Source organism: Nonomuraea sp. NPDC049028, from assembly GCF_043197735.1.
Taxonomy (GTDB): domain Bacteria; phylum Actinomycetota; class Actinomycetes; order Streptosporangiales; family Streptosporangiaceae; genus Nonomuraea.
The window spans coordinates 290,919-306,778 of the sequence record NZ_JBICTR010000013.1 but is presented as its reverse complement, the minus strand read 5'-3'; the positions used below and the strand labels follow the sequence as shown (position 1 = coordinate 306,778).

At 70.6% G+C, this 15,860-nt stretch carries 17 protein-coding genes; 7 read left to right on the top strand and 10 right to left on the bottom strand.

Features of this window, described 5'->3' with window-relative positions; translation table 11 throughout:
- The first annotated feature begins 65 nt into the window (after positions 1-65).
- Together ACGFJ2_RS44770 and ACGFJ2_RS44765 are read left to right on the top strand one after the other, a co-directional pair.
- A complete protein-coding gene (locus ACGFJ2_RS44770) occupies positions 66-809 on the top strand; it encodes an AzlC family ABC transporter permease (RefSeq protein ID WP_393478990.1) in 744 nt (247 codons plus the stop codon).
- Complete coding sequence (locus ACGFJ2_RS44765) at positions 802-1,128, top strand: AzlD domain-containing protein (RefSeq protein WP_357958746.1); 327 nt, start codon at positions 802-804, stop codon at positions 1,126-1,128. The genes ACGFJ2_RS44770 and ACGFJ2_RS44765 overlap by 8 nt, the downstream gene beginning before the upstream one ends.
- Positions 1,129-2,121: 993 nt before the next feature.
- Here ACGFJ2_RS44765 and ACGFJ2_RS44760 read toward each other — a convergent pair.
- Together ACGFJ2_RS44760 and ACGFJ2_RS44755 are read right to left on the bottom strand one after the other, a co-directional pair.
- Positions 2,122-2,748: an NAD(P)H-binding protein gene (locus ACGFJ2_RS44760; RefSeq protein ID WP_357958750.1), complete on the bottom strand. Its 627-nt coding sequence runs from the start codon at positions 2,746-2,748 to the stop codon at positions 2,122-2,124.
- Positions 2,749-2,791: 43 nt separating this feature from the next.
- Complete coding sequence (locus ACGFJ2_RS44755) at positions 2,792-3,235, bottom strand: SgcJ/EcaC family oxidoreductase (protein ID WP_393478987.1); 444 nt, start codon at positions 3,233-3,235, stop codon at positions 2,792-2,794.
- A gap of 91 nt (positions 3,236-3,326) precedes the next feature.
- On the opposite strand from ACGFJ2_RS44755, the gene ACGFJ2_RS44750 reads away from it, so the two are divergent.
- Positions 3,327-3,782, top strand: coding sequence for a MarR family winged helix-turn-helix transcriptional regulator (locus ACGFJ2_RS44750; RefSeq protein ID WP_393478984.1), 456 nt, complete (start codon positions 3,327-3,329; stop codon positions 3,780-3,782).
- 116 nt (positions 3,783-3,898) lie between these two features.
- On the opposite strand, the gene ACGFJ2_RS44745 is transcribed toward ACGFJ2_RS44750, so the two are convergent.
- Positions 3,899-4,561, bottom strand: coding sequence for a response regulator transcription factor (locus ACGFJ2_RS44745; RefSeq protein ID WP_357958760.1), 663 nt, complete (start codon positions 4,559-4,561; stop codon positions 3,899-3,901).
- Positions 4,558-5,898 carry a sensor histidine kinase gene (locus ACGFJ2_RS44740; protein WP_393478982.1) on the bottom strand — a complete coding sequence of 447 codons (1,341 nt, stop codon included), beginning with the start codon at positions 5,896-5,898 and terminating at the stop codon, positions 4,558-4,560. The genes ACGFJ2_RS44745 and ACGFJ2_RS44740 overlap by 4 nt, the downstream gene beginning before the upstream one ends.
- Positions 5,899-6,013: 115 nt before the next feature.
- Between ACGFJ2_RS44740 and ACGFJ2_RS44735 the strand changes: the two genes are divergently transcribed.
- From ACGFJ2_RS44735 to ACGFJ2_RS44725, 3 genes are read left to right on the top strand one after another with little or no spacing between them, the layout of a single operon-like run.
- Entirely contained in the window at positions 6,014-6,925 is a 912-nt protein-coding gene (locus ACGFJ2_RS44735; protein WP_357958766.1) for an ATP-binding cassette domain-containing protein, read from the top strand.
- Positions 6,922-7,719, top strand: coding sequence for a hypothetical protein (locus ACGFJ2_RS44730; protein WP_393478978.1), 798 nt, complete (start codon positions 6,922-6,924; stop codon positions 7,717-7,719). Before ACGFJ2_RS44735 ends, ACGFJ2_RS44730 begins: the two co-directional genes overlap by 4 nt.
- Positions 7,720-7,742: 23 nt before the next feature.
- Positions 7,743-8,924: an alpha/beta hydrolase family protein gene (locus ACGFJ2_RS44725; RefSeq protein ID WP_393478976.1), complete on the top strand. Its 1,182-nt coding sequence runs from the start codon at positions 7,743-7,745 to the stop codon at positions 8,922-8,924.
- A gap of 52 nt (positions 8,925-8,976) precedes the next feature.
- Here the strand turns inward: ACGFJ2_RS44725 and chrA are convergent, their stop codons facing one another.
- The 3 genes from chrA to ACGFJ2_RS44710 all read right to left on the bottom strand — a co-directional run bounded on the left by chrA (position 8,977) and on the right by ACGFJ2_RS44710 (position 12,559).
- Complete coding sequence (chrA, locus tag ACGFJ2_RS44720; RefSeq protein ID WP_393478973.1) at positions 8,977-10,182, bottom strand: chromate efflux transporter; 1,206 nt, start codon at positions 10,180-10,182, stop codon at positions 8,977-8,979.
- Positions 10,179-10,865, bottom strand: a complete 687-nt coding sequence (locus ACGFJ2_RS44715) for a TVP38/TMEM64 family protein (protein WP_393478971.1) — start codon at positions 10,863-10,865, stop codon at positions 10,179-10,181. The genes chrA and ACGFJ2_RS44715 overlap by 4 nt, the downstream gene beginning before the upstream one ends.
- Before the next feature lie 545 nt (positions 10,866-11,410).
- Positions 11,411-12,559, bottom strand: a complete 1,149-nt coding sequence (locus tag ACGFJ2_RS44710) for an FAD-dependent monooxygenase (protein ID WP_393478968.1) — start codon at positions 12,557-12,559, stop codon at positions 11,411-11,413.
- 59 nt (positions 12,560-12,618) lie between these two features.
- Between ACGFJ2_RS44710 and ACGFJ2_RS44705 the strand changes: the two genes are divergently transcribed.
- Positions 12,619-13,206, top strand: coding sequence for a TetR family transcriptional regulator (locus ACGFJ2_RS44705; RefSeq protein WP_358196423.1), 588 nt, complete (start codon positions 12,619-12,621; stop codon positions 13,204-13,206).
- Positions 13,207-13,215: 9 nt separating this feature from the next.
- Here ACGFJ2_RS44705 and ACGFJ2_RS44700 read toward each other — a convergent pair whose 3' ends face one another.
- From ACGFJ2_RS44700 to ACGFJ2_RS44690, 3 genes are all read right to left on the bottom strand, one after another.
- Positions 13,216-13,785, bottom strand: coding sequence for a hypothetical protein (locus ACGFJ2_RS44700; protein WP_393478964.1), 570 nt, complete (start codon positions 13,783-13,785; stop codon positions 13,216-13,218).
- Between the two features lie 258 nt (positions 13,786-14,043).
- Positions 14,044-15,219, bottom strand: a complete 1,176-nt coding sequence (locus ACGFJ2_RS44695) for a winged helix DNA-binding domain-containing protein (RefSeq protein WP_357958786.1) — start codon at positions 15,217-15,219, stop codon at positions 14,044-14,046.
- A gap of 6 nt (positions 15,220-15,225) precedes the next feature.
- Positions 15,226-15,843, bottom strand: coding sequence for a DinB family protein (locus ACGFJ2_RS44690; protein WP_357958789.1), 618 nt, complete (start codon positions 15,841-15,843; stop codon positions 15,226-15,228).
- Positions 15,844-15,860: the final 17 nt, after the last annotated feature.

The following is a 15,860-nucleotide window of genomic DNA, read 5'->3' as shown; positions in this document are numbered from 1 at the left end:
CCGCAGACCTCTGGCTGAGCAATATCCGCAACCACATAACAGCCGTTTTCCGGCACCCTAGAAGGGTGCAAGATGTACTAGTCCCGACCGCGGTGACCCCCGCCCACACCACCCGGCGCCAGCGGATCGCCGCGGGTGTGCGCGATTCCTTCTCAGCTGGGCTGGGAATCTTCCCGCTGGGGATCGCCCTCGGCCTGCTGGTCCTCCAGGCCGGCCTGCCCGGGTGGCTCGCCCCCGCCCTGTCCTTGGCCGCTTTCGCCGGCTCCCTGGAGCTCCTGCTGGTGGGCATGATGGCCACGGTCACACCGCTCGCCGCAGTCGCGCTGACCGTCCTGGTGGTCAACTTCCGGCACGTCTTCTACGCCTTCTCCTTCCCGCTTCACCTGGTCAAGAACCGGTGGGCGAAGGCGTACGCCGTGTACGCGATGATCGACGAGGCGTACGCCGTCAACGCCTCCCTCCCCGAGTCGGAACGCTCGGCGGCCCGGCTGCTGGCGATGCAGATCTCCTGCCAGACCTACTGGGTCGGCGGCGGCCTGGTCGGCGTCGCCATCGGCGCGGCCCTGCCCGCACCGATCAAGGGCCTGGAGTTCGCCCTGTGCGCCCTGTTCACGGTGCTCACCCTGGACGCGTTCCGCTCCCGCCGCGAGATCCCCTCCGTGCTGCTCGCCGCGGCCAGCGTGACCGCCGCCCTCATCGTCACCCCGGGCGTCGCCATGTTCACGGCGCTGCTGCTGTTCGTCGCCCTGCTGCTGGCCCGCCACGCGCTCACCGCCCGCCGACCCGTCCGGGAGGCCGACGATGCCTGACCTCGCCTACATCCTCGCCGTCCTCGCGATCGTCTTCAGCATCACCTTCGCCCTGCGCGCCGTCCCCTTCGCGGCGCTGCGCACGTTGCGCGGCTCGGCCGCCGTGGCGCAGTTGTCGGTCTGGATGCCGGTCGGCATCCTCGCCATCCTCGCCCTGACCGCCCTGCACGGCACCATCACCGCCGACCCGCACACGACGCTGTACGCGTTGCTCGCGGTCGCCGTAACCGCGGTCATCCACCTCGCCTCAGGCCGCCGCACCATCCTGAGCGTCGGAATCGGCACCGCCGTCTACGTCGTCCTGGTCAACGCCTTCTGAGCTTGTCTTTCAACCGCCGATGCGGCGCCGGGTTTGCCTGGGGCTTCACACCCCCAGGCAAACAGGTCAAGTGCCTTCAGACCCGCTGGCGTTACTACTCGGCCCGAACAAAGTCCACTGCACCCTTGGAGGCCGCTGTCGAGGTGTCGCAGCCGGCATCGCCGATCGGCACCGCCCTCACGTCAAAACCAGGAGGGGCATCGGGAAATAGGGCCCACCTGGGCCCCTCAGGGCTGATCTGTACGGGCCCCAGACCACCTCCTGGTAGCCAGTTGCGGACTCGCAAGCAATAATTGTCTCCGAAGTAAATAGCAGCCGTGTGCCGCCAGCCTGAATATTGCCCGGCCGGAATCAGGGCATCGTAACAACCCTGGCGGTAAATACAGCCGGCCCCCCTCCAGACCTCGACGGCGCCGAGGGCGATCGTGCTCGTATTGTGAACCCCGTTGTCCGTTGGTGAGGCCGCCGATGCGGAGGGTGCCGCACTAGCCAGAAGACCTGCTGTCATGGCGATCGCGGCAGCCCATGCCATTCTCTTCATTTCTTTCTCCCCTGCCTGGTGATTTCCCGCTGGATCTTTCCGGTGAACCACATGACGAACGGCACTTGTAGAATCGCGCCCAGGGCAATGGCTGTTTTTCTGATCCGCCACCCGACCGGGCGCATTGCGGTTCTTTCCTGCGATGAAGAGCGGCTATTGCGAGAAAGTTAACACGTTCGCTTCTATGGCACCTAGGACAACAATGGGACATTTCGCGGGCATGTGAGCCTCTCACATCGCGCACATAGAAGGAATGCGTAGAGCGACGAATAGCCTCGGTACGCCCTTGTCGCCGTTCCGGCACGCGCGCCATCGCAGATCCCGTCAACCATCGCTTCGCCGACGCCGCGCCAGGCCGCAGCCGTCGGCAAAGGTAGCGGCTCATCGAACAAGAACGGGCGGCGAGTTGCTCGCGAAACTTCGTCCGTAGTCAGTCCGTAGTCACTCCGCAGTCAGGAGGAGACGGCGACCGCGGTCCGATAGCTGCGAGGGTCGTCGATCGCGTCCAGGGCGAAGGCGGCCAGATCGGCGCGGGAGGTCTGGGAGCCGACCCTGGCGGTGGCACCGATGGAGACGCGGGGATGGCCGGTGGCCGGCCGGTCGGTGAGCCTGGTGGGGCGTACTGCGGTCCAGGCCAGGCCGCTGGTGGAGAGCAGATCCTCCATGCGGGCCATGTCGGTGTAGGTGTGCCGCATGAGGCGGTGCAGGAGGCGGGCGGCCAGGCGGGTGCCCGGTCCGGCGCCGGTGGGGACGCCGAGCCCGGCGGAGGAGATCACGACCAGCCGGGCACCGGGCTTGAGGGCGGAAATGATCTCGGCCGTGCCGGTGGAGTAGACGGCGGTGGGTCCCCGTCCGGCGGCGCCGAGCGCGGAGATCACCGCGTCGTGGTCGTCCAGCAGACCCTGAAGCGAGCCGGGGGCCAGGATGTCGGCGGTGCGGATGGTGAGCCCGGGCTCGGTCATTTGGAGGGCCTGGGCCCGGCGGGCGATCGCGGTGACGCGGTGTCCGGCGGCCAGGGACCGCTCGACGATGAGCCGTCCGGTACGGCCGGCCGCACCGATGACGGCGATGGAGCTCATAGGTGTATTCCTCCCCGAGCGTCGGCGGGCTATTGGGTGGCGGTTACTGGGCGGCGGGCTTGGTGGCGGGCTGGAACTTGAAGGAGACGGCCTCCATGAGCCCCTTGTGCTTGGTCTTCTGGACAGCGGCGATGCACCACTGGCCGTCGGCCTCGCGGACGAGGGTGTAGGTGGCGAGCTTGCCGAGCTTCTTGGGCGCGCCCTTGACGACCTCGCCACGGGTGACCACGACGGCGGTGTCGGCGCCGTAGCGGCGGATCTCGAGGATCTCCATGACCAGTTGGGTGCCCTTGAGGAAGCTGTCGAACAGGGCCTGGTGGGCGCGGCCGATCTCGGCGCCGCCGTGGTACACGGTACCGACGAAGGTGACGTCGGTGGCGTCGTCACTGAAGCAGGCGCCGTAGGCCGCGCCGTCTCCGCGATTCCAGGCGTCCTGGCTGCGCTGGAGGACGGTACGGATGGCGGCGAGGTCGATCGTGGTGGTCATGGCGATACCCTCTCGTGATAGCTTCTAAGGAGCAGTTACTTCCTTAACGAAGTATCTTCTCTGAAGAAGAGAATATGAAGCGGAGAATCGCGTGTCAACCACACCGGGACGATCGGACGCCGGCCGGCTCTACCGCCGCTACCTCAGCGCGGTGATGCTGCACGGCCAAGCCAGCGCCAAGGCGTGCGACCTGGGCGCCACGGATCTGTACGCGCTGAACATCCTGGAGCTGACCGGCCCGATGACCCCCGGCGAGCTGGGCACGCGCACCGGGCTGACCACCGGGCCGACCACCCGGCTCATCGATCGGCTGGAGCAGGCCGGCTACGTACGCCGTGTTCCGGCACCCGACGACCGCCGCAAGGTGATCGTCGAGCCCATCGGCAAACCGGCCGAGCTCGACCAGGTCATGGCCCCCGCCCGGCAGAAGGTCGGCGCGATCCTCGCCGGCTACTCGACCGAGCAGCTCGACGTCCTCTTCGACTACTTCGACCGCGCCGCCGATGCCTACCAGGAGGCCGCCGAGCTGCTGCGATCCGACTCCTGAGCCGTCTGCCCCAGGAGGTAGCGCTGACGTCCGTCATGAACTCGCCGGCCGACAGGGGGGTCGGCCTGTCAGCTGACGTCCCTCGTGAACTCACCGGCCGGCAGGAGGCCGGCCCGTCAACGGGATGGGAAAACCAGGCCCGCGTCGTAAGCCATGATGACCAGCTGTATTCGGTCACGGGCGCTCAGCTTGGCAAGCAGGCTGGCCACGTGTGCCTTGGCGGTGCCAGGGCTGATGTGCAGCCGGGCGGCGATCTCGGCGTTGGACAGGCCGCCCCCGACCAGGGCCAGCACCTCGTGCTCCCGTTCGGTGACGCCCACGAGCCGCCGCGCCTCGGGAGAAGGGGCGCGAGCCGGACCACGGGTGAAGTCCTCGATGAGGCGGCGGGTGACGCCGGGGGCGATCAGGGCGTCTCCGGCGGCGACGACGTGGACGGCGGACAGGATGTCTTCCAGCGCCATGTCCTTGACCAGGAATCCGCTCGCCCCCGCGCGCAGGGAGGCGTAGACGTTGTCGTCGTCGTCGAAGGTGGTCAGCATGATCACGCGGGTGGTCTGGGACTCGGCGAGGATGGTCTGGGTGGCCTCGATGCCGTCCATGCCCGGCATGCGGATGTCCATGACCACGACGTCGGGGCGCAGCCGGCGGACGAGCTGGACGGCCTGGGCTCCGGTCCCGGCCTCTCCGGCGACCTCGACATCGGGGGCGGCGTCGATGACCATGCGCAGGCCCGCGCGGATCAGCGGCTGGTCGTCGGCGAGCACGATGCGGATCGTCACCGGGCCTCCACCAGGTCGATGTCCGCGTCCTGGCCGAGTCCGCTTGGCACGAGCGGCAGACGTGCGGTGACGCGGAAGCCGCCATCGGGCCGGCGGCCCGCGCTGAAGCCGCCGTTCAACAGGGCGACCCGCTCGCGCATGCCGACGATCCCATGCCCGTCGCACTCGCGGACAGCGGCGTGTCCGTCGTCGATGACGTCGATGCGTAGTTCCTCTTTGCCGTAGTCGATCACGACCCGGCAGTGGTCCGTGTTCGCATGGCGGAGCACGTTGGTGACCGATTCCTGGATGATGCGGAAGGCGGACCGATCGACGGCGGCGGGCAGCGAGCGTGGCTCTCCGTGCCGGCGCACGTCTACGCGGACACCGGCGGCCATCGTCGTCTGCGCCAGCCGGTCGACGTCGGCCAGCCCCACGGGAGCAGCCGGCTCAGCCAGGCCGGAATACCCACCCTCAGCCAGGCCAGGACGCCCGCGCCCGGTCGAGCCGGGAAGCCCGTGCTCAGCCGGGCCAGACTGCCCGCGCCCGGTCGGGCCAGACTGCCCGCGCTCAGTCGTGCGGAGCACGCCGAGCAGGTGCCGCAGCCCCTTCAACGTCTGCCTGCTGGTGTCCTCGATCGCGTCAAGCGCCTGGCGCGCCTGCTCCGGCCGGCTGTCGATCACCCGGGCGCCCGCGCCGGCCTGGATGGCGATGATGCCGATGCTGTGCGCGACCATGTCGTGCAACTCTCGCGCGATGCGCAGCCGCTCGTCGGTGACCGCCCGAGCCTCGGCGTACGCGCGCAGCGCCCGGTCGTACTCGCGCCGCTGCCGGATGAACATCCCGGCCAGCCAGGCGACCAAGACGGCCAAGCCGAGCAGGAGCGACAGCGCGAGGAAGCCCGGCGCCGAGGCACGCAGGCCGTCGCGCAGCAGGTCCAGCTGCCAGGCCGGCTGCTGCACGATCAACGCGGCGGCGGCCGCCGCCAGGCCCGCGCGGCGCGACCGGGCGGCGGCGAGGAGGCAGACCATGACGTCGGCTGCCGGGAAAAGCGGCCAGACCCCCTGGGCCGGGTAACCCAGGGAGGTCGCCACGACGATCTCGGCCAGCAGCACCGCGAGCACCATGGCCGGCCGCTGCCGTGCCCAGGCCAAGGGGACGGCCATGGCGACGGCGAACCCCGCATGCGCCGCGCCCACCGGGAACAGGTCTTCACTGTCGGTCAGCGTCATGGCGTACAGCAGGGGCACCAGGGCCGCGACGCCGCCCCAGATGAGCAGCGCCCGCACGCCGGAGGGCAACCGTGACCAAAGGGGTGGTCTGGGCGTTTTGTCGCGCACCCGGTCGATCGTAGTCATCCGCTTCCCGTCGGGCATCGGCCTGTGGGCGTATGCCCGCAGGCCACCCCCGCGCCGCGGAAACCGGCCCACGGCCAGATGCGGCGCCTCTGGGAGCTGCGACAGCGTTGATCGGGTGATCGAAGTCAACGGACTGACCAAACGCTACGGCGCGGTGACGGCGGTGCGGGACCTCACCTTCGCCGTACGACCGGGGCACGTCACAGGGTTCCTCGGCCCGAACGGCGCCGGCAAGAGCACCACCTTGCGCATGATCCTCGGCCTGAACCGCCCCACCGCGGGCACCGCCACCATCGACGGCCGCCCCTTCGCCCGCCATCGCGCCGGGCTGCGTCATGTCGGCGCGCTGTTGGACGCGGGCGACGTCCATGGCGGCCGCACCGCCGCCGCTCACTTGCGCGCACTGGCGGCCGGCAATGGCCTGCCCCGCCGCCGGGTGGCCGAGGTGCTGGAGGAGGTGGGCCTGGCCGGAGCGGCGCGCCGCCGGATCGGCGGGTTCTCGCTCGGCATGCGCCAGCGGCTCGGCATCGCCGCCGCTCTGCTGGGCGACCCGCCCGTGCTGCTGTTCGACGAGCCGATCAACGGCCTGGACCCCGAGGGCGTGCGCTGGGTGCGCGGCCTGTTCCGGCGCCTGGCCGCCGAGAAGCGCACCGTGCTGGTCTCCAGCCACCTGATGAGCGAGATGGAGAACACCGCCGACCGCCTGGTCGTCATCGGGCGAGGCGAGTTGATCGCCGAGGAGAGCCTGGCCGACTTCGCCGCCCGCGGCACCGGCGCGTCCATCGCCGTACGTACTCCCGACCCTGCCGAGCTGGCGGCGGTCCTCACCCTGGAGGGCGCGCACGTCCGGCCGGACGGCGGAGAGGCCCTGACCGTGACCGGGCTGAGCGCCGCCCGCGTCGGCGAGCTGGCCCACCAGCGGCGGATCATGCTGTACGAGCTCGCCCCGCGTACCGCCTCGCTGGAGCAGGCGTTCATGGAGTTGACCGCCGACCGCGCCGACTACCGAGCCGGGGCCCCGCGATGACCGGCGGCCGATTCCGCGACCTCCTGGCCGCCGAGTGGATCAAACTCTGGTCCCTGCGCTCGACCTCCTGGCTGGTGGGCCTGGGCACGTTGGCCATCGTCGCGTTCGCGCTCCAGAACAGCCTGGACGCCTACAACGGCTGGCCCGGATTCACCGCGATGGAGAAGGCCAGGTTCAACCCCCTCACCGAGGCGTTCAGCGGCCTGTCCGCCTCCATGCTCATGATCGGCGCGGGCAGCCTGGGCGCCTTGACGATCGTCGGCGAGTACGCCACCGGCCTCATCCGCACCACCCTGGTCGCCGTCCCGGCCCGCCACCGCGTCGTGGCCGCCAAGCTCACCGTCGTCGCCACGGTCACGCTCGCGACCGGCACGCTCGTGTCGCTGGGCACGTTCGGCGTCAGCCAGGCCGTCCTGTCCGGCCGCGGCGTCGCCGTCTCGCTCGGTGACCCCGCCGTCCTGCGCGTCCTGGCCGCCAACGCGCTGCTGGCACCGGTGTCGGCGCTGACCGGCTTGGGGATCGGCGCGCTGCTGCGGCACACCGCCGCCGCCATTGTCGCCGTCTGCGCCGCGCTGGTCATCGTGCCCACCTTCTTCCAGCCCAATGTCCATCAGTGGCTCAACGACCTGTACGCCCTGGTCCCCCTCTATATCTGGCGCACCTGCCTGGGCCTGCCCCAGCTCCGTGACGACCCCGCTCTGCCGACGGTGGCCGGCTCTTGGGCCGCCTTCGCGCTTTGGCCGCTGGCCGCCGCCGTCGTGACCTTGATCGTCGTACGTCGCCGTGACGTATGAGCGCCCTAACGAGGAGAAATCGCATGACACTGGCCCGCTTGCCGGCCGTTCCGTTGACGGCCTGCCTCACCTTGATCGCGGTGGCCGCCACCACGACGACCGCGACCGCGACCGGAAACCCGGCCCCCACCGCGACCGTGTCCGGAAAACCGGCCCCCACCGCCGTCCGGCTGGCACTCCCGCGCCCGACCGGCCCCGACGCGGTCGGCCGCGACATCCTGCACCTGGTCGACAACAGCCGCAAGGACCCCTGGGTGCCCGACTCGGGCCCACGCCAACTCATGCTGTCGATGTACTATCCGGCCCGCTCCGCGACCGGCGCCCCCGCCCCCTACATGACCACCGCGGAGGCCGCCTCGCTGCTGCGGCGCAAGGCCCCCGGCGTCGAACTCCCTCCCGAGACCGTCAGCGCCACCCGCACCTACGCCCGCACCGGCGCTCCCGCCAAGCGCGGCCGGTATCCACTCGTCGTCCTCTCCCCCGGCCTCGGCCTCCCGCGCGCCAGCCTCACCTCCCTGGCCGAAGACCTGGCCAGCCGCGGCTACGTCATCGCGCTGCTCGACCACGCCTACGAGTCCTCCGGCACCACCCTGCCCGACGGGCAGACCATCACCTGCGCCCCTCTGTGCGACCAGCCCAAGCCTCCAGAGGGCGGGCAGGCGACCATCACCAAGAACCGGACCAAGGACGTCTCCTTCGTCATCGACGAGCTGGCCGGCCGGCACCCCGCCTGGAAGAAGTCCCGCATGATCGCTCCCAAGCGGATAGGCATGGCCGGCCACTCCCTCGGCGGCGACGCCAGTGCCGCCACCATGGCCGTCGACAAGCGCGTACGGGCGGGGGTGAACCTGGACGGCACCTTCCACCCCGCCGTGACGCTCGACCGGCCCTTCCTGCTGCTGGGCAGCCAGGCCGACCACGTCCCCGGCAAGGACGACACCTGGGATGCGAGCTGGTCCAAGATGAGCGGCTGGAAGCGCTGGCTCACCGTGGCCCATACCAGCCACACCAGCTTCACCGACCTGACCATCCTGCAGAAAGCGGTCGGCATGTCAGCGCCTGACGAGCTGTCGCCGCAACGCTCCCTCGAGCTCACCCGCGCCTACGTCGGCGCCTTCTTCGACCTGCACCTGAAGGGCAGGAAGCAACCGCTGCTCAACGGGCCGTCACCGGCCGACTCCGAGGTCGCCTTCCACAGTCCCTGACTCGCTCAGCATCGGTCCCGCTCCGCGCACTCGGCGGGGCGGGGCCGGGGCGTCAGAACAGCAGGGCGTGCGCGATGCCGATGGCGGCGCCGCCGGCGATGAACCAGGCGTTGTTGAGCCGCGTCTTCCACAACAGTACGAGCGTGACCACGGCGATGACCGCGGTGAGCGGGTCGATGATCGCGGTCCGGCCCAGTTCGTAGGACACCCCGGCCATGAGAGCGAGGGCGGCGGCGTTGAGGCCGTCGAGCAGGGCGGAGGTCCACTCGCTGGAGCGGAGCTTGTCGGTGAGCTTGGTGAGCAGGCCGACGAAGACGAACGAGGGCAGGAAGATGGCCACGGTGGCCAGGAACGCGCCCAGCGGCCCAGCGATCATGTAGCCGACGAAGGTGGCGGTGGTGAACACCGGCCCCGGGGTGACCTGGCCGACCGACACGGCGTCGATGAGCTGCTGGTTGGTGATCCAGCCGAGCCGGTCGACGAAGTCGCCGCGCAGGAAGGCCAGCAGCACGTAGCCGCTGCCGTACAGCACCGAACCGATCTTCAGCATGGTGGCGAACAGCTGAAGCAGCTGACCGCCCGTGGGGTCGCCGAACACCGGCAACCCACCGATCATCGGGGACCCGCCGAACGTCAGCAGTGGTGCGGCGAGCACCCCGTGGGCCGCGCCCCGGCCCGGCGGGCGGCGCAGGGCTCGGGCCGTGGCGGCCAGCACCGCCCCGGCCGCCAGTACCAGCAGTTCGTTGACGCCCAGCAGGTACGCGGCCAGCGCGGCGGCCGCCAGCACACCCAGCCAGACGGTCTTGACCACGGTGCGCAGCATGCCGAACAGCGCGTGCGCGATGATCGCGATCACCGCCGGGACGATGCCGTACAACAGACCCTCGGCCGCCGGCGTGCTGCCGTAGGTGACGTACGCCCAGGCCAGGGCCGTGACCATCAGCGCGGCCGGGAGGATGAAGCACACCCCGGCGGCGATCAGGCCGCGCCACCGGGCCCGGTCGTAACCGAGGTGGATGGCCAGTTCGGTGGAGTTGGGGCCGGGGATGAGGTTGGTGGCGCCCATCAGGTCCACGAACCGCTGGTCGCTGACCCAGCCGCGGCGGCGTACCAGCTCGTCGCGCATCATCGCGGTGTGCGCGGCCGGGCCGCCGAAGGCGATCAAGCCCAGCTTGAGGAACACCAGCGTCACCTCACGCAGCCGACGCCGGGCCGCCACCGGGTCCTGCCCGTGCGCTCCGGGCTCGTCCTGGCTCACCTGGACCCGGCCGGATCTTCCGCGTCCGGCTGCTCGACGCCGAGCCGACCGTCGACCAGCAGGCCGGCCAATCCGATCGCGCCGCAGATCACGGTGACGACGACCAGCGCGGAATCGGTACGCCCGGTGAGCGCGTCACCGAGGAGGACGACCGCGATCGTGCCGGGAGCCACACCGACGGCCGTGGCGACCAGGAAGGGCACGAGCCGGACCGACGACACGCCCGCGCAGTAGTTGACCAGCGGAAAGGGAACCGGCCCGATCAGCCGCAGCGACCCGACGGCGAGCCAGCCACGACGGGCGAGGCGCCGGTTGACCGCCGCGACCGCCGGGTGGGTCAACCGCGCGGCGACCGCGTCGCGACCGATCGCGCGGGCGAGCAGAAAGGCCAGCGCCGCGCTCACCGTGGTCGCGCAGAGTGCGATGGCGATGCCGGTGACCGGCTCGAACAGGAGCCCGGCGCCGAAGGTGAACGGGGACCGCGGGAAGGCGATGGTTACCAGCGCATGCGTGACGAAGAACATGAGAGGAAGCCACGGACCGGCCGCCCGTGCCCAGTCGCGGATCTGTTGGGCGTCCGGATACGGAACGAACAGCGCGATCGTCACGAACGCCGCGAGCAGCACCACGACCCCGATCAGTCTCGGAGTACGGAGCCATCGCGCACGGCGGCGTATCAGCATGGAAGGTGCTTTCAGTTTTACGCGGAGCTCGGGGCGGGCTGGAACAGCTCGATGAGATTACCAGCGGGGTCGGCGAGCAGTGATCGGTTGCAACGGATGGTAATCGTGAGGTAATTTTCTGTCATAGCCGGGTGCCTGACTGGCGCTCGGTCCCCGCCCCATTGGTGTCCGCACCAACGGGAAAGCGTCCGGCGGGGCGGTGGCCCAAGAGGCGCACTCCCTCCAGGAGCGCGCAGTCAGGCCCCGACAACGCGGTTCTCACCCACGGTCCGCCCGGCTTGCCGGACAGACGCGGCTTCGGCTTCCACCGAATCACTACCCGGCCCCGATCGGGTGCGACGAGACTACGCCGATGTCGCTTTATCTAGGTAAACACAGGGAACCGAAGACGCTCCAATGCGTCGTGGCGGCCGATCCGTGGTGGCGAGGAACCTCGCGGATCTTGTCGCACAACGTGATCACGTAGTCGAAGCCCGTGACCGCGTCCAGCGACTGCGGCCGCCGGGGTTCGAGGTCGATGCCGTAGTCCTCACGCAGAGTAACCTTTAGGCGCGCCAGAGGGCGGCGAGTTGCCGGACGGCCAGCCGGGACGGTACGGCGCGGAACAACATGTCGCGCACCCAGGCGGCGGCGCCGGTCTGGGAGGTCAGCCGCGATTGCCGGGACGCCGCCCGCATGATGCCGTTGGCCCTGGGCCTGCGCTCGGCGTCGTAGCACAGGAGCCGCTGGGCGACGTCCACCGGTTCGGCGCCGGTCAGGTGGCGGGTCAGCGCGGCCGCGTCTTCGAAGGCCTGGCTGGCGCCCTGGCCGAGGTCGGGTGGCATGGCGTGCGCGGCGTCGCCGAGAAGTGCGATCCGGCCGGCCGCGTACGCGGGCAGGGGTTCGGCCAGGCAGGCGATCGGATCGACATAGATGTCGGCGGACGGGGTGGCCTCGATCAGTGCCGTGACGAGAGGGTGCCAGTCGGCCATCAGGGACAGCATCTGCCCGCGGGCCTCGCTCGCGTCGGGCGGCGGCGTGCCGTTCAGGAGGGAGTCGGTGAACCAGTACAGGCGGTCCTCACCGACGGGGAAAAGGCCGAACATCGCCCCGCTGCGACGGTCGACCAGCTGGCTGGCGAGCAGTTCCGGCGCCAGGCCGGGAGGGCGGGGCAGCATGCCGCGCAGGTCCAGCCGGCCGGTGCGCCGCAGCCCGGGATGGCCGGGGAAGAGCTGCGCGCGCAGCCTGCTGCCGATGCCGTCGGCCGCGATCACCGCGTCCGCTCTCGTGACGGGGCCGCCGCCGCTGATCACGGTCACCCCGGTGGGGTCGGATTCCAGGCGCTCGACCAGGGTCACGGTGCGCACCAGGTCGGGGGGTAGCGGGGCGCGTAGCGCCTGGTGCAGTTCCGCTCGTTCGATCATGACGGGCGCCCCGATCTCCTGCTGTGCCTGGGTCAAGTCGGTGACCAGCAGCGGCCGTCCCCGCCGGTCCCGCAAGCCGCCATGGGTCGCCCGCATGACGTGCCCGCGAACATCGCCGGCCAGCCCCAGCGCCTCCAGCGCGCGAAGCCCGTTGGGCATGATCACGATCCCGGTGCCCGCCTCCCGGAGCTCCGCGCCGCGTTCGAAGAGCGTCACCTCGTGGCCCAGGCGGTGCAGCCCCACCGCCGCCGCCACTCCCCCGAGCCCGGCACCGACCACCGCGATCCTCATGGGACCTCCTCGCCGATTCACTACGATCGTACTAGTACGACTATTGGTAGCATGGCCGCATGCCGCCGACCAATCCGGCCCGTCGCCGAGCTCTGACCGATGCCGCCATCGAGCTGCTGGCGTCCTCGGGCGTCCATGGGCTGACCCACCGTGCGGTGGAGAAGCAGGCGGACCTGCCACCAGGAACGGCCTCGAACTATTTCCGCAGCCGGGAAGCACTGCTGGTGGCCGCCGCCGAGCGCATCGTCGAACTGCATCACGCCGACACCGACCAGGCCATCGACCGGGCCACCGAGCAGCCCACGACGCTGGTCGACCTGTGGACGCAATCGCTGCTCACAGCCGCGACCACCCTGCGCGACCGCTACCTGGCGATCTTCGAACTGCAGATGGAGGCCGCGCGCCGGCCGGCGCTCGCCTCGGCGCTCGCGAGCCTGCAGGACACGGCGTCGCTGCTCACCGCCGGCTACCACGACAAGCTCGGCCTCACCATCCCGCGCGAGAGGATCCCGGCCCTGATCACGCTCTACGGGGGTGCGCTGTTCACCCTGGTCGCCGCGCCGCCGGGGAGCGTCAGCAGGGCGGCCGTCCAGAACGTGGTCGAGGTCATGGTGCACGGCTGCGCCGTACCAGAGGACCGGCGATGAGGTGATCGCTCAGCGCGGCGCGCTCAGGAGGCCTTCGACCTTCTCGGCCGGGTACGGCGTCGTGCGAGCAACGCCGGACAACTCCCCGTAGAAGTCGTTCATGACTGCCGCGACAGGTGCGTACCGGCGGATCACCGCGGCGACGGCCGGCGGAGCACCGACGGGGTCCGCACCGGCCGCGCACGCGCGGATGTACGCGTTGCGCCGCACGGGCCCGCCCTCTCGTGGCACCGCCACCCCGCAGATGTTGGTGACAAGCCAGTTGACCAGCTGCATCAGCGCGTAACCCGTGTCATGCGTCGCCTTGCGGGCCAGAAACCCGCTCTCGCGGGCGGACAGGTCGAACCGAGGGGAGGTCGCCAGCCCGAAGTCGGCGATGTACAGGCGTCGGCCGTCGGTCAGGACGTTGCCGAAGGGGGCGTCGAAGTGCGTCAGCCCATGGCCGTTCATGAACGCCACATCGGCCGGCAGGCGTGACCCGACCATGGCGCACGCCGCTACCGCGGCGTCCCGGCCGGCGGCGAGTTGTGCGGCGAGCCAGTCATGGAGGCTGTACGGGATGAATTCCTGAAAGAGCACGACGCAGGCGGTGGCTCGCGCAAGGGCGTGCAGGCGTCGCCGTACCGCCGGTCACTGCGCAACGCCAGCGCGCTCGCCACAGCGCTGTATCTGCCGAGACGCTCACCCCGGGACATGTCCAAGCCGCGCGGTTCCAGCGGGTGACCTCCTTCATGATCGGCTCGCTTGAGCAGACGCTACACCCGCGCGCCGGCTGCGCCCTCTCCAGGGATTTCTGACGATCCCGTGCTCAGGGGAAGCGGCTCGCGGGTGTAGCGGTCAGCGGGGAGACGCGTCGATCTGTACGCGGTCGCTCTCGCCGTCGGAGAGGAACGCCGCCAGCTCCTGCCCCTGCTCGGCGACCTCAGCCCGGTCGGCTCGGGAGAAGCCGCCCAGCGGGGTGACGATCACGGTGCCCGCCTGGACGCTCCAGGTCGCGGCGACCCGGCCGTCGACCAGGACAACTCGGGCCCCGGCGACCGACAGGAGGCGGTGGGCGTCGTCGATGATCCGGCCGCGGTCGTGGTAACCGAGGAGCGCGTTGTCGAACGCCGGCAGGAACCGTACCGGGGCCGGTGTGTCGGGGTCGGGGCGCGGCGCGTCGGGGAGGTCCAGCAGGACCCGGCCGCGCTCGTCCCGGAAGGTGACCAGCTCCTCTCGTATCGCGGCCACCGCGCCCGGCAGTCCGGCCAGGCCGCACCAAGCCCGTAGGTCGGCCGAGGCCGCCGGACCGAACGCGGCCAGATAGCGCCGCACCAGCGCTTGACCGACCGGATCGGAGCCGACTGGATCGGAGGCGTTCGGATCAGAGCCGACCGGATCAGTGCCGACCGGACCGGAGCCATTCGGACCGGAGCCGTTCCGGGCCGGTGGGTCGATCTCACGCCCCAGCCAGGAGGAGAGCAGGACGTTGCGTACTCCCGCCCTCGAACGCCACACCCCACGCGGCGGCAGCTGCGCCATCGGGATGAGCGCGGCGACCAGCATCTCGCCCAGGGCCCGCGGCCCCGGCTCTGGCCAGCGCTCGGCCAGCGCCCGCGCGAGCTCGCTCATCGAGCGCGGCTCGTCGTCGGCCATCACCGCCCGTCCTGCCGCCGCGAGCTCGTCGAGATCCACCCCGGCGAGCTCGCGGCGATAGGTCCCGAGTACGCGTTGACGCAGCATGGCGTCATGGCGGCCCCGCCAGGCCAGGACATCGTCGGCGGTCAGGAGGTGGACGGTGCGGCGCATGAGGTGGGTACGCACCACGCCCCGCCGGATGAGCAGGTCCGAGAGCGCCGCCGGGTCGAACGCCCGCAACCGCGACCAGAGCCCGACGAACGGTTCCTGCGGCTCCTGCGCCTGCAGGCCGCACAGGTGCGCGACGGCGTCGAGCACCGGCATGTCGGCGCGATCGAGCAGCAACTGCCGGGCGAGCGTCGCGCGGTTGAGCGCCCGGGTGTCCAGAACGGTCATCGCCGCTCAGGTCGACTTCTGACCGTCGAGCGTTTCGCGCAGGATGTCGGCGTGCCCGGCGTGCTGGGAGGTCTCGGCGATGACGTGCATCAGCACCCCGCGCACGCTGCGCACCGCGCCCGGCTCGTGCCAGGGTGCCTCCGGTAGCGGCTGCGTCGCCGACAGGTCGGGGACGGCGGCGACGATCTCCGCGGTGCGGGCGGCGACCTGCTCGTAACCAGCCAGGATCCCGGCCAGCGTGTCGCCGGGCAGCATCTGGAAGTCGTTCTGGTGGTCGATCATCCACTGCGGGAACTCGCGTGCGGTACCGGCCGCGATGTCGGCCCAGGTGACGCCCTCGGGCAGGCCGTACGTCATCGCCGACGGGCCGTCGACCACGAAGCGCAGCCACGTTTCCTCCATGGACGCGACGTGCTTGACCAGCCCGCCCAGGCACAGCGCGCTGACCGTCGGGCGCTCGCCGAGCTGCTCGTCGCTGAGCTCGCGGACGGTATTGATCAGGGCCGATCGGGCGTTCGCGATCGCGGCGAGCAGGTCGCCCCGCTCGGCGTCGAGGGTTACGGGAGGCGTGGTGGTGGCGGTCACGGCGTTCGGGCCTTTCGCGTTGTCGTCGTTGTCTGGCACACGACAACAGTCGCAGA

What these genes read in the sequence shown, in the direction of transcription:
- ACGFJ2_RS44725 (WP_393478976.1), top strand. Translation starts at nt 7,743, where the DNA reads ATGACACTGGCCCGCTTGCCGGCCGTTCCGTTGACGGCCTGCCTCACC.
- ACGFJ2_RS44755 (WP_393478987.1), bottom strand. Translation starts at nt 3,235, where the DNA reads ATGACCACCACGATCGACCTCGCCGCCATCCGTACCGTCCTCCAGCGC.
- ACGFJ2_RS44710 (WP_393478968.1), bottom strand. Translation starts at nt 12,559, where the DNA reads ATGAGGATCGCGGTGGTCGGTGCCGGGCTCGGGGGAGTGGCGGCGGCG.
- ACGFJ2_RS44705 (WP_358196423.1), top strand. Translation starts at nt 12,619, where the DNA reads ATGCCGCCGACCAATCCGGCCCGTCGCCGAGCTCTGACCGATGCCGCC.
- ACGFJ2_RS44715 (WP_393478971.1), bottom strand. Translation starts at nt 10,865, where the DNA reads ATGCTGATACGCCGCCGTGCGCGATGGCTCCGTACTCCGAGACTGATC.
- ACGFJ2_RS44730 (WP_393478978.1), top strand. Translation starts at nt 6,922, where the DNA reads ATGACCGGCGGCCGATTCCGCGACCTCCTGGCCGCCGAGTGGATCAAA.
- ACGFJ2_RS44765 (WP_357958746.1), top strand. Translation starts at nt 802, where the DNA reads ATGCCTGACCTCGCCTACATCCTCGCCGTCCTCGCGATCGTCTTCAGC.
- ACGFJ2_RS44760 (WP_357958750.1), bottom strand. Translation starts at nt 2,748, where the DNA reads ATGAGCTCCATCGCCGTCATCGGTGCGGCCGGCCGTACCGGACGGCTC.
- ACGFJ2_RS44740 (WP_393478982.1), bottom strand. Translation starts at nt 5,898, where the DNA reads ATGACTACGATCGACCGGGTGCGCGACAAAACGCCCAGACCACCCCTT.
- ACGFJ2_RS44695 (WP_357958786.1), bottom strand. Translation starts at nt 15,219, where the DNA reads ATGACCGTTCTGGACACCCGGGCGCTCAACCGCGCGACGCTCGCCCGG.